7 protein-coding genes are annotated in these 13,004 nt (G+C 73.6%); 5 read left to right on the top strand and 2 right to left on the bottom strand.

What is annotated here, in order from left to right; all coding sequences use genetic code 11:
- From ACFO0C_RS33470 to ACFO0C_RS33450, 5 genes are all read left to right on the top strand, one after another.
- Positions 1 to 2,206 (top strand): helix-turn-helix transcriptional regulator (locus ACFO0C_RS33470; RefSeq protein WP_378070746.1); only part of this gene is annotated, 2,206 nt, incomplete at its 5' end.
- Complete coding sequence (locus ACFO0C_RS33465) at positions 2,199 to 2,951, top strand: MBL fold metallo-hydrolase (RefSeq protein WP_378070745.1); 753 nt, start codon at positions 2,199 to 2,201, stop codon at positions 2,949 to 2,951. The genes ACFO0C_RS33470 and ACFO0C_RS33465, both read left to right, overlap by 8 nt.
- 48 nt (positions 2,952 to 2,999) lie before the next feature.
- On the top strand, positions 3,000 to 5,336 hold the full coding sequence (locus tag ACFO0C_RS33460; RefSeq protein WP_378070744.1) for a putative bifunctional diguanylate cyclase/phosphodiesterase: 2,337 nt from the start codon (positions 3,000 to 3,002) through the stop codon (positions 5,334 to 5,336).
- A gap of 59 nt (positions 5,337 to 5,395) precedes the next feature.
- Positions 5,396 to 10,489: a diguanylate cyclase gene (locus ACFO0C_RS33455; RefSeq protein WP_449191440.1), complete on the top strand. Its 5,094-nt coding sequence runs from the start codon at positions 5,396 to 5,398 to the stop codon at positions 10,487 to 10,489.
- Positions 10,490 to 10,580: 91 nt separating this feature from the next.
- On the top strand, positions 10,581 to 11,165 hold the full coding sequence (locus tag ACFO0C_RS33450; RefSeq protein WP_378070742.1) for a hypothetical protein: 585 nt from the start codon (positions 10,581 to 10,583) through the stop codon (positions 11,163 to 11,165).
- Positions 11,166 to 11,250: 85 nt separating this feature from the next.
- Here ACFO0C_RS33450 and ACFO0C_RS33445 read toward each other — a convergent pair whose 3' ends face one another.
- Both ACFO0C_RS33445 and ACFO0C_RS33440 read right to left on the bottom strand, forming a co-directional pair.
- Positions 11,251 to 11,652: an ATP-binding protein gene (locus ACFO0C_RS33445; RefSeq protein WP_378070741.1), complete on the bottom strand. Its 402-nt coding sequence runs from the start codon at positions 11,650 to 11,652 to the stop codon at positions 11,251 to 11,253.
- Between the two features lie 43 nt (positions 11,653 to 11,695).
- Positions 11,696 to 12,883, bottom strand: a complete 1,188-nt coding sequence (locus tag ACFO0C_RS33440) for a helix-turn-helix domain-containing protein (RefSeq protein ID WP_378070740.1) — start codon at positions 12,881 to 12,883, stop codon at positions 11,696 to 11,698.
- Between the last annotated feature and the right edge of the window lie 121 nt (positions 12,884 to 13,004).

Below are 13,004 nucleotides of genomic sequence, written 5' to 3'. Positions count from 1 at the left end.
CGACGCGCACCAGGCCGACGACGCCTCCCTCGACGCGCTGGCCCGGTGCGCCGGAGCACCCGGCCTCGGCCTGGTCCTCGTGACCAGGGCGATCGGCGACCGGCTGGCCGGCCTGCCCGTGCTGCGGGTCGGCGGGCTCGGCGAGGCCGACGGGATCGCGTTGCTACGCCCGGCCGCCGGCCGGCCGCTCGATCACGTGGTCGCCACCCGGCTGGTCGCGGCGGCCGGCGGCAACCCGCGCGCCCTCATCGAACTGGGCCGGGAGTTGTCCACCGGCCGGGCGCCGGTCGGCGGCCGGCTCGCCGGGTACCACCTGCGCGGAGTTCCCGGCCTGCCGTCGGCGGTATGGAGATCCGCGGTGGACCGTGACGCGCGACCCGACGACACGGTCGCCGCCGAACTGGCCCGGATCGCCGCTGCCGGCGGACATGCGGCCCGCGCCGGCCGGCCGGACCGAGCCGCCTTCACCAACCGAGCCGCCTTCACCAACCGAGCTGCCTTCACCAGCGGATATGCGGCCCGCGCCGATCTGCTGACCCGCGCGGCCGAACTGACACCTGACCCCTCCGACCGGGTGCGGCGGATGCTGGACGCCGCCGATGCGGCACTGGACGCCGGTGCGCCCCACCAGGCACGGGAACTCGCCGGCGCGGCGGAACGCGAAAGCCCCGGCGTGCTCACCGTGCACGGCCGTGCCCGGATCGTGCGGGCGGGCGCGGCGGTCATGCTGGGCGGCGGGCACGGGGAAGGCCTCGCCGGTTGCCTGGACGCCGCGACGGTACCCGGCCTGGTCCACGAGGCACTGCTGAAGGCCGTGGAACACATCCTCCGAACCGTCGCGCCGCCTTCGGCCGCCGGCATCGCCCGGATCGCCGCTGCCGTCGACGTCCTGGCCCCCGGCCACGGCGAGGACGTGCGGGACCAGCAGCTGCGAGCCTTCGCCGCCCTGGCCGGCGACGATCCCGGCACGGCGGTCGCCGGGATCCGCCGGGCCGCCGAACTGCTGCTCGACCCGGCCGTCCCGGACGAGGTGGTGTTGCGTGATCACCTGACCGCCGCCGTGACGAGCGTCCTGCTGTGGGATGCCGACCTGCACCGTGCGCTCTGGCGCCGGGTCACCGACGCGGCCCGCCGCACCGGCGCGCACTGGCGGCTGTTGGTGGCCCTGCACGGCGCGGCGACCGTGGAGGTCCGGCTCGGGGATCTGGACCGGGCCGGGGAACTGCTCGCCGAGGCGGACCGGATCCGGGCCCGGCTCGGCGGGATCGGCGAAGTCATCGCCGGAGGAGCCATCGCCGGAGGAGCCATCGCCGGCTGGCCGGAGCTGAACGCCTGGCGATCCGGGCCGGACCGGCCGGCGGAAGGGGTCGTCGTGTCCCTGAGCCGTGGCGACTACGCACAGGCGCGGGCCGCCGGCCGGGACATGACCGACCCCGACGTGCTGGGACTGCACTCCGGGGCGCTGCCCGACCTGATCGAGGCGGCGGTCCGCAGCGGCGACCGGGCGCTGGCCACCCGCGCCCTGGCCACGCTGACCGGCCGGGCCGAGGCGGCCGGCACCGGCTGGGCGCTCGGCGTGCTGGCCCGCAGCCGGGCGCTGCTGGCCGGACCGGGCACCGCCGAGCCGCTCTACCGCGAGGCGATCGCCCTGCTCAACGGTTCCGCGGCGCGTGGTGAGCCGGTCCGGGTGCATCCGCTCGACGGTTCCGCGGCGCGTGGTGAGCCGGTCCGGGTGCATCCGCTCGACGGTTCCGCGGCGCGTGGTGAGCCGGTCCGGGTGCATCCGCTCGACGGATCCGCGGCGCGCGCCGATCTGGCGCGGGCGCATCTGCTCTACGGGGAGTGGCTGCGGCGGCGCAAACGGCGGCGGGACGCGCGCGCCGAGTTGCGGATCGCCGGTGACCTGTTCGCCGCGATGGGGGCGGCCGGGTTCGCGGCACGGGCGGCGCAGGAGCTCACCGCCACCGGGCCGACCACCCGCCGGACCGGTGGCCTCACCCCGCAGGAGCTGGCGATCGCGAACCTGGCCGCGCGCGGGGCCACCAACAGCGAGATCGCCGCGCAGCTGTTCCTCAGTGCCAACACGGTCGGCCACCACCTGCGGCAGGTGTTCCGGAAACTGGACGTGTCGTCGCGGCGGCGGCTGTCGTCGGCGCTGCCGGGGAGCGAAACCATGGTGGATGCGCTAGAGAGGGAGGATGAGTGACTTCCGGCTCCACCGCAGACTTCTGCTGACCGCGGGTACCGGTGTCTTCGGCATCACGGTCCTCAACACCCTCACCGGTTGTAGCGACAGCACCTCTTCGCCGGAGAGTAACTCTCCGGCGGAAAGTAACTCCCCGGCAGCGAGCCAGGCCGGCACCGCCTTCGACTGGAAACGCGTCGACCTCGACTTCGTCGCCGTCTACCTGCTGGTCCGCGGCAACGAGGTGGCCGTCGTCGACACCGGCACGCCCGGCTCGGCCGCCTCGGTGGAGGCGGGCCTCAAGGCGGCCGGTCTCGGCTGGGGTTCGGTCAAGCACGTCATCCTGACCCACCAGCACGACGACCACGCCGGCGGGCTCGCCGAGATCGTGCCGCAGATCTCCGCGACGCTGTACGCGGGGACCGACGACGTCGCCGCCATCGACGCCGCCGGCAAGCAGATCCAGGCGGTCAAGGACGGCGACGACGTGTTCGGCCTCCAGATGGTCGGCACCCCGGGGCACACCCTCGGCCACGTGTCGATCTTCGAACCGGGTACCGGTGTGCTGGTGGCCGGCGACGCGCTGCGCAACCAGAACGTACTGGAGGGGTCGGCGCCGCAGTACACCGCGGACGCGGCGCAGGCGGCCGCCTCGGTGAAGAAGCTCGCCGGTCTCGACGTGCGGGTCATCCTGCCCGGGCACGGTCAGCCGATCACCACCGGCGCCCGGGAGGCGCTGCAGAAACTGGCGGCCACACTCCAGTAGCCCCTGCCCGGCAACCGTTTCGCACTCCCGGCACGCGACGGTGTTCCGGTGGCGTCCTCGACGGATCGGAATCGCGGCTGGTACCGGCTGCTGCTCGCCGGTGCTCTGCCAGTGATCTTGGCCCCGCTCCTGGGCGGCACGGCACGCCAGGCCGCGTACGTCGTGGTGGCCGGAGCGGCGCTGGTCGCCGTCCGCAACGGTGTCCAGCGGCACCACCTGGCGCGCCGCCGTGCCTGGTGGCCGCTGGCCGCCGCGATGTTCTGCTCGGCCGTCGCCAACGCGATCTGGGGCATCTGGATGGCCGGCGGTTCGGCGGTGCCGAACGGGCTGACCGTCGTCGACATCATCTATCTCTGCATGTATCCGCTGCTCGCGGTCGGTCTGCTGAACCTCGCCCAGGGGCGCGGCGGCTCGCCGTGGGCCGGGATGACCGAGGCCGGCATCGTGCTGTGCACCGGCTCGTCGCTGCTGTGGGTGCTGCTCTACGACCCGTTCGTGATGGACCGCGGGCACTGGTCGGGCCCGGCGTGCGCGCTGATGTTCCCGGCGCTCGACCTGCTGGTGCTGGCCGCGGCGACCCGGATGATCGTCGTGCACGGGCGGCTGACCTGGCCGGACCGGCTGCTGCTGACCGCGGCCGGCGTCCTCACCGTCGCGGACGTGGTCTACTTCCTCGCCTCCGCCGACGGCGGCACGTGGACCGGCCCGGGCTGGACCGCGGCCGGCTTGCTGCTGGCGTTCCTGCTGATCGGGACCGCGGCCCGGCACCCGGAGGCGGGGGAGCCGGTCCGGCACGACGCCGTGCCGGCACCCGCCCGCGCCCGGACCGCGCTGATCGTCAACGTCGTGCTCGTCATGGTCGGCCCGGCCGCCACCGGATTCCTGCTGGTCACAGAGAACCACCGCAAGGACCTGGTGGTCCCGGTGGTGGCGACCGCGCTGACCGCCCTGCTGCTGGTGCTGCGGCTGACCCACACCACGCGGCTGTCCGACCAGCGCGCGGCGAGTCTCCGTGCCGCCCTCGCAGACCAGGACGAACTCCAGCATTCGCTCTCCCACCAGGCCCGGCACGACACACTGACCGGCCTGCCCAACCGCACCCAGCTGGAGGAGCTGCTCGCCGACCCGGCCGGTGGCGCCCTGATCCTGGTCGACCTGGACGGCTTCAAGGACGTCAACGAACGGTTCGGGCACCCGACCGGTGACGCCCTGCTGGTCTCGGTCGCCGCCCGGCTGAGCGGGATGACCGGCTCCGGCGAGGTCACCGCGCGTCTCGGCGGCGACGAGTTCGCGCTGCTGCTCCCGGGCGCCGGCCCGGCCGGGGCCGCAACCCGCAGCGACGCCGTGCTGGCCGCGCTGCGTGAGCCGGTTCCGGCCGGTGGTCAGCCGCTGCACATCACGGCGAGCGCCGGCATCCGGGTGTTCGGCCCGGCCTCCGACCCGGTGCAGGTGCTCAGCGACGCCGACCTGGCTCTCTACGCGGCCAAGGCGGCCGGCAAGGACCAGGCCATCGTGTTCGACGTGGCGATGCGCCAGGAGCAGGCCGACCGCATCCGCCTGCTGGAGCGGTTGCGCGCCGCCGTCGACGGTGACGAGTTCGCCGTCTACTACCAGCCGATCGTGACGCTCGACGACGCGTACCCGGTCGCCGTCGAGGCCCTGGTCCGCTGGCTGCCGCCGGGCCGCCCGCCGGTCGGTCCGGATCTGTTCATCCCGGCCGCCGAGGACAGCGGCCTGATCGTCGCGCTCGGCGAGTGGGTGCTGCGCCGCGCCTGCGCCGACGCGGCGCCGTGGCATCGCCGCTGGGGCACCACGGTCACCGTCAACGTCTCCCCGCGCCAGCTCGCCGACCCGCATTTCACCGTGAAGGCGCTGGCCGCGCTGGAGGCGAGCGGCCTGCCGGCCGCCGCGCTCACCCTGGAGATCACCGAGGGCGTGCTGGTCCGTTCCGGTGCGCACGCGGCGCAGGCGCTGCTGCACCTCTCCGCTCTCCGGGCCGAGGGGGTACGGGTGGCGATCGACGATTTCGGTACCGGCTACTCCTCGCTCGCCTATCTGCGTGACCTCCCGATCGACGTGCTGAAGATCGACCGCTCGTTCATGCCGGCCGACGACGCCGACACCCAGCAGGCGGTGCTGGTCCGCGCGATCGTCGACCTGGCCACCGGGCTGGGCCTGACCACCGTCGCCGAGGGTGTGGAGACCGCCGGCCAGGCCGGTCTGCTCCGTGCGCTGGGTTGTCAGCGGGCGCAGGGATACCACTTCGCCCGTCCGGTTCCGGTGGAGAACGCCACAGAACAGCTCGCCCTGGCCGCGAATGTTCAGGTTCACCCGGTTGCCGCCGATCAGCACAATGACGCCGGACGCGGAGTGAGTGTCAAGTGACGGAAACAGGGCTGACCGGCCTCGAATTGGTCGACGAGCTCGGCCGTGGCGCGTTCACGATGGTCCACCGGGCCCGTCGCGGCGACCGCTGGTATGCGGTGAAGCGCCCGCTCGCCGACGCCAGCGCGTACCCGGAGATCCGTACCGAGTTCAGTCGTGAGGCCGCCCTGCTGGCCTGTATCGACGATCCGGGCGTGGTCCGGGTGCACGCCGTCGGCGACCTCGACGGTGTGCCCGCGATGGTGCTCGAACACCTGACCGGTGGCTCGCTGGCCGACCAGCTCGGCGCCACCCTCTCCCAGGAGTGGGTGGTCACGATGGCCGCCCGCCTGGCCCGCGGCCTGGCCGCCGCGCACCGGCTCGGTCTGGTGCACCGTGACATCAAGCCGGGCAACATCATGGTCGGCCCGGACCAGCCGGCCACCCTCATCGACTTCGGCCTGGCCCAGGTCGGTGCCGAGAAGGGCGACACCGACGAGGCGGTCGGTACCTTCCTCTACAGTTCGCCCGAGCAGTCCGGGATGCTGAAACGCCCGGTCGACGGCCGTTCCGACCTGTACTCGCTCGGCGTGGTCCTGTTCGAGTGCCTGGCCGGTCGGCTGCCGTTCGAGGCCGACGACGTCGGTGAGCTGCTGCGCCTGCATCTGGCCGCCCCGGTGCCCGACCTGGCCGAGTTGCGTCCCGGCATCGACCCGGCCCTGCACGCCGTGGTGGTGCGGCTGCTCGCCAAGGACCCCGACGACCGCTACCCGGACGCCGCCACGCTCCTGGCCGATCTGCGTGCCTGTCCCGGGGGCGAGGCCGCCGAGCAGGGTGCGGTGACGAGCTGGCCGTTGCGGGGCCGGGCCGAGGAGGCCGGCCGGCTGAGCCGCCGCTGGGAACGGGCCCGTGCCGGTCAGGGCGGGATCGCGGTGATCCGCGGGGCGGCGGGCGCCGGCCGCACCCGGCTCGCCGAGGAACTCGCCGCCGAGGCCGCGAGCGACGGGGCACCGGTCTTCTGGGCCACCTGCCGTCCCGACGAGGCGTCGCCGCTGGCCGCCGCCCGGGAGGCGGTCACGTCCTGGCAGGCCGCGGTGCGCCGGCTGTCTCCGGAGCGGCGGGCCGCCGTCGACCCGNNCGCCGTCGACACGCAGGTCGCCGAGGCGTCCGCGGTCGCCGGTCCCGGTCTGCTGGCCCGGCTCTTCGGCGACCTGGTCCCGGCCGTCGCCGGCGAGCCCGCGCCCGGCGGTGACGAACACGTCCTCGGTGCCGGTGCCGCCTTCCTCGGCGAGCTGGCCACCCGGGCCGGCGGGCTGCTGCTTGCCGTCGACGACGCCCAGCACCTCGACTCCGGTACCCGCCAGCTGATCGAGAAACTCGCCGCCGAACTGGCCGGACTGCCGGTCCTCGTTCTGCTGACCGCACCTGACGACGCCGACGACCCGTCCGCCGGCCTGGAGAGCGCCGGCACCCTCGAGGTGACCTGCGCCCCGCTGCCCGCACCGGCCCTGGCCGACGTGATCGCCTCCCGCCTGCCCGGCGCCGAGGTCGGCGTCGAGCTGGTCCGGCACGTGACCGCGCGGACCGACGGCACACCGCTCGCCGTCGTCAGCTACCTGCTGCGGCTGCTCGACGCCGGCCTGCTCAGCCCGGTGTGGGGCGGCTGGCGCCTGGACATCCCCGGCGCCGACGCGCTGCCCCCGATCGCCGACGTCCGTGACCTGATCGCGGCCCGTCTCACCGGGCTGCCCGCCGAGACGCTGGACTGCCTGACGGTGGCGGCCGTGGCCGGCATCCGGTTCCGCCCCGAGCTGCTCTTCCAGATCGGCGAGACCGACCGGGTGCTCGGCGCCCTGTCCGCCGCCACCGACCGGCACGTCCTGGAACCGCGTCCCGGCGGCTGGCACGCGTTCGTCCACCCCCAGCTGCGCGACGTCCTGCTGGACCGGGTCGACGAGGCCGACCTGCGCAAGCTGCACGCCGGACTGGCCGCGGCGCTGGACCGGCTGCCCGAGGACCTGCGCGACGAGGGTCACGCCTACGCCGTCGCCCGCCACCACCGGCACGCCGGTGACGCCGCCGCGCCCGAGGACCGCCGTCGCAGCGCCGCCGCGGCCGGCCGCCGTGCCCTGGCCGACCAGTCCCCGGCCGAGGCCATCGAATACCTCGTCGAGGCCGTCGACGGTGATCCGGCCCCGGACGGCCGGCTGCTGCACGTGCTGGCGCAGGCCTACCTGGCGGCCGGACGGTTCGAGGAGGCCGACGCGGTGCTCGACCGGGCGCTCGCCGGTGAGCCCGACCGGCTGCAGCGGGCCCGCCTGCTCACCACCCGCATCGAGCTGCACCACACGCTCTGGGACGACGGGAAGGCTCTGGAGACGGCCCGGGCCGCGCTCGCCGAACTGCGTCGGCCGCTGCCCGGGGCGGGGCTGTTCGCCCTGGTGCAGACGCTTTTCATCGCGATGGCGGGTGGGCTGGTACGGCGTACCAAACTTGGCTTTGGAACCGCCCGGGGGAAGGACCGGGAGATGCAGGCCGCGCTCGCCGCCGTCCTCGACGCCGGTGGCTATGCCGCCGGGATCGGACTGCGCCTGCGGGAGGCCGGCATCCTCGCGTTGCGGGCGATGTACGCCGTGAACCGTCTCGGACCGTGTCCCGAATACGTCCGGGTGTACGCCCTGATCGGCTACGTGACCGCGGTGATCAGGCTGCGCGGCACCAGTGAACGCTGCCTGAGACGTGCCGACGAGGTGGCCGCCGGTCTCGGTGACCCCGGTCTGGTCGCCTACGTGGAGTGGCTGCGCGGCGTCGCGTTGCTGTTCAGCGGTGCCGACGACGGCAGTGTGTGGGAGAAGACGATCACCCGGAACGCCCGCTGGTACGTGCCCGCCCAGCTGATTCCCGGCTACGCCACGCTCGGCCTGCGTTACCTGCTGCGCGGTTACGTCGACGAGGCGGCCCGCGAGTACGAGCGCGGCATGCAGCGCCTGGCCGACCAGGAGGTCGCGCTCGGCACGTCGCTCGGCATGCTCAGCGTCATGGTCCCGGCCGGGCAGAGCCGTTTCGGTGACGCCGCGGCCGCCTTGAAACACCTGCGTGAGGTGTTCCCGCCGGGTGCCGGCACCCGCGTGCAGCGGGCCAACATGCTGACCGCCGCCGCCTGCACCATGATCGAGCAGGGTGACGTCGGTCCGCAGCTGGAGGAGATCTTCGACGAGTTCCACGCGCTCGGGCTGCGTCACGGCGATCTGATGCCGCAGCACCGGTGGATCTACGTCTACATGGCGCACGCCCGGTTGATCCAGTTCCGGTTCGCCTCCGACGCGGACCGCCCGGCCCGGCTCGCCATCGCCGCCAAGGCCATCAAGGAACTCGGCCGGGTCGGCGGCACTCCGCTGCTCCGGAGCGTCTACCTCACCACCAAGGCGTCGCTGCACCTGGCGTCGGCCGAGCCGCAGAAGTGCATCAAGGTCGCCGACGAGGCCGAACGCCGGCTGCGGAAACTGGACGCGCCGTTCGTCCAGTACGAGGTGTTCCGGATCCGGGCGCGGGCCCTGCGCGCCATGGGACTGGCCAACGAGGCCGACCGGCAGGCCCGGTTCGCGCTCGGCATGGCCATCTTCCACGGCTGGGAGCAGCGGCGGCGGCAGACCCGTACCGAATTCGGGGTCGACGAGGGCGCCGGCACGCATCGCCGGACCGTCGCCGAACGCCGGCCGGCTTCCGGCCGCAACCGCCACCTGGAGGCGCTCCAGCAGGTCGGCAGCGCCGCCGCCACCATCCTCGACCCGCAGCAGCTGGCCAGCGTCGCCCTCGACGAGATGTTGCGCATCCTCGGCGCCGAACGGGCCATCTTCTTCCTGCTGGACGACAACGGCGAACCGGTCCGCTACGCCGGCCGGGACGCCACCGGCGACCTCGCCGAAACCGGTGAGTACGGCACCAGCCTGGTCCGCCGGGTCGCCGAGAGCGGCGAACCGCTCGTCGTCACCGGCACCGAACAGGGCGCCGCCCTCGGCTCCCGCAGCGCCGTCGTGCACGGCCTGCGCAGCATCCTGATCGCGCCGGTCCAGTTCAAGGGCCGGATGGTGGCGGTCGTCTACCTGGACAGCCGGCTCGCCCGCGGCATCTTCACCGACGAGGACGTCGCCGTGCTCACCGCGGTCAGCAGCCACGTCGCCGTGTCCCTGGAGACCGCCCGCGCCGCGCAGCTGCACACCGCCGTTCAGGCCGCCCGCCAGCAGCAGGCCCTCGCCGAGATGCTGCGCGCCAGCCTCGCCGAGCTGACCGCCATCCTCGAACCCGACAAACTGCTGCGCCACCTCTGCGGCACGTTGCGGGCCCAGCTCGGCGGCTCGTCCGCCTGCCTGATCGGCGCCGACGGCGAGGTCCTCCACGTCGACGGCGCGGCGCCGCCGGAGACCATCGCGACGCGGGCGCAGCTCACCGCCGGCGACGCCCCCGAGCTCCTCGATCCGGCAGAGACCGCGGGGGTACGGGAAAGGCTGCTCGCCGGTGCACCCGGCGCCCTCGTCGTGCCCCTGATCGGGCGGGACGGCCCGGTCGGGATGGTGCTGGTCGGCGGCAGCGCACTCGACGACACCAGCCGGCAGGTGGCGGCCGCGCTGTCCACCCAGGGCATGGCCGCCTACGAGAACGCGCGCCTGTTCAGCCGGGTCCAGGAGCTGGCCACCACCGACGAGCTGACCGGGCAGCACAACCGGCGGCACTTCTACGCCATCGCCGGTGCGCTGGTGCAGGCGGCCGCCCGGAACAGCCGGCAGCTGGCGGCGGTCATGCTGGACATCGACAAGTTCAAGACGATCAACGACACGTACGGCCACGGGGTGGGGGACGAGGTCATCCGTACCGTCGCCGCCCGCATCCGCAGCCGCCTGCGCCACTCCGACGTGCTCGGCCGGTACGGCGGCGAGGAGTTCGCCGCGGTCCTGCCCGACCACGACGGCCACGCCGCCGACCTGGCCGAACGCATCCGCCTGGCCGTCTCGTCCGAGCCGGTGGACACCCAGGCCGGGCCACTGCCGGTCACCATCAGTGTTGGACTGACCAGCCTGGCCGACGACGACAGCACACTCGACGAACTTCTCGCACGTGCTGATCATGCCCTTTACCGGGCAAAAGAGGGCGGACGGAACCGCGTGATGATGGACTGACCGGGGTTGCTCAGGCGGTCTACGCTCAGTCACTATGACGGGTCAGCGGGTTACCTTGTCGGTGGGGCAGTCCTCCGGCCATCGTGTCACGGTGTTCTTCTTCTCGGCGTTCCTCGTGCTGTTCGGCGCGGTGTTCGCCGGGATCGCGGCCTTCATCTGCGGCATCGTCGACTACGACGAGTACACCGGCGACGTCACCTTCGGCTCCACCGGATCCGGGTTCCCCAGCGCCGGCGGCCCACCGAAGACCGTGCTGTTCCTGGTCGGCGGGCTCTTCATGACCGTCGGGTTCCTCGTCGTGATCGCCGGAGTCACCGCCGCCCTGCGTACCGTGCGGCTGGCGGCCTGGCTGGACGGCACCGTCGTGCACGTCCGCGGCGCCTACCGGACCCGTGATGTCGACCTGGCCACCGCCTACGTCTCGGAGGGGGCCGTGAAGAGGCGGGTCGGTCACACCATCGTCTCGACGCCCACGCTGGAGGCCCGCGACCCGGCGACCGGCCACCGGCTGACGGTCCCGCTGGAGGGCGACGACACCGGCCTGCTCCCACCGAACGAGCTGCGCGCCCTGGCCGACGCGATGACCCGCGGCCGCGGCGACTCCGAGAACGACCGCGACGTGCACCGGCTCGCCGAGAGCCTGCGGACCCGGGTCGGCTCGGTCAGGTCGGTCTAGGTCCCGCAGCGGTACCGTTTCGGTCAGGTCGGTCCAGGTCCCGCACCGTTTCGGTCAGGTCGGTCCAGGTCCCGCACCGTTTCGGTCAGGACGGTTCGAGGTCCCGCAGCAGCGCCCAGACCACCTTGCCGGTCGGTGTCGGCCGGGCGCCCCAGCCGGTTGCCTCGGCCTGCACCACCTGCAGGCCGAGGCCTCTCTCATCGAGTGGCCGCCCCCGGCGAACCGGTGCCGGAGCCAGCAGGCGGGGCAGCCGCGAATCCCCGTCCGACACGGCGAGACACAGCCCGTCCCCGCGCCGCGTGATCGTCACCCGCGCCTCGGTGCCGGCATGCTCGACAGCGTTCCGGACCAGTTCGGCCAGCACCCGGCGGGCCGGATGCAGCAGGCCCGGAAGCCGCCAGGCCAGACAGGCGTCCGCGACCATCGCCCCGGCCAGGCTCGCGGCATCCGGGTCCGGCGCCAGCACCACCGTCAGCGTCTCCGTCATGGCCGAACGCTAAACGCCCCCGCAACCCTGACGATTACCAGCACTAATCACGGATCCCGGCGCGGCCGGCCAGCCCGCGCAGACGGCTGTCCCGCCCGTACCGGGGCCGTGACAACAGGGTCCGCAACGCCTCACGGGCGCCGTCCGAGGCGCACACCTGCTGCGGAGCGATCACCTCGGCCCGGAAGAGGGCGGCCGCCGCCGCGTCGTCATGGCCGCGTCCCTGCAACAGGCCCCGGGACAGGTCAATGAAATAGGTGGCCCGGCGCTGCGCCGACGGCACGACCTCCGGGCGGAACCCGGGCGGCGGGGTGCTGCCGGCCGGCCCGTCGCCCAGCGCCACCAGCACCGCGAGACGCCACATCCCCACATTCGTCGGCCCGAAACTGAACCAGTCGTCCGCCCGCTCACCGGTGTACGCCGCGACTCTGCCCGCCTCGTCCAGGTGGTCCGCCGCCGTTCCCGCCAGCCCGTCGCGCGCCGCCATCTCCGCCCGGATCAGGTGGTGCATGCCGTAGAGCACCGCGGCCACCGGATCCCCACCCACATGCGGCTGCAACAGCCCGATCCCGTCATCGACGACCCGCTCCACCCCGGTCGTTGCCCCGACTGCCCGGATCCGCGTGTAGTTCGCCAGTCCCAGGAAGGCGGGCTCACCGAGCTGCTCGGCCGCGCGCATCGCCACCGCGGCCATCGCCGGCGTCAAGTCCGGGTGCCCGAGCTGCACACATGTCGACACGGTCGTCGAACACACCTCCACCACACGTCGCAGATGCGCCGGCCCGCCCCGTCCGTCGGCGTCCCGTGCCGCCAGCGAGGTCAGTGCCGTGGCCAGCGCTGGGACCAGCAGGTCGTAGCGGCAGGCGACATAGAGACGAACAAGGGCGGCGACGTCCACCCCGGGTTCGTCCCCGCCGCTGATGGTCGGCCTGTGCCGCCCGGCGACGACCGGCACGGCCAGCGCGACGATTCCGGCACGCAGCTCCGCGATCGCCTCCGCGCCCACCGGTGACCACGGAGCCCCGTCATCTGGTCGCCCGGTCAGCTCACCGACCGAGATCTGCAGCGCCCGGGCCAGCGCCTCCCGTGCGGCCCGCCGCTCCAACGGCGCGGCACCGCTCTCGATCTGCGCCACATACCCCTGGCTGAACCCGGCCAGCTCCGCCAGCACCCGCTGACTGAGCCCCCGCCGAACCCGCCAGCGCCGCAGCCGTGCCCCCACATGTTCCATGTCCTGATCACCCACGCTCAGCCAACACACCTCACGCACTCCATAGACGGACATGCTGTCCGTCGCTCTCCCTCCTGCGGTCCGTCGCTCTCTCCTGCGGTCCGTCGCTCTCTCCTGCGCT

It is taken from the genome of Actinoplanes subglobosus (assembly GCF_042650585.1).
Classification (GTDB): Bacteria; Actinomycetota; Actinomycetes; order Mycobacteriales; family Micromonosporaceae; genus Actinoplanes; species Actinoplanes subglobosus.
This window is presented reverse-complemented; position numbering and strand designations above follow the sequence as displayed.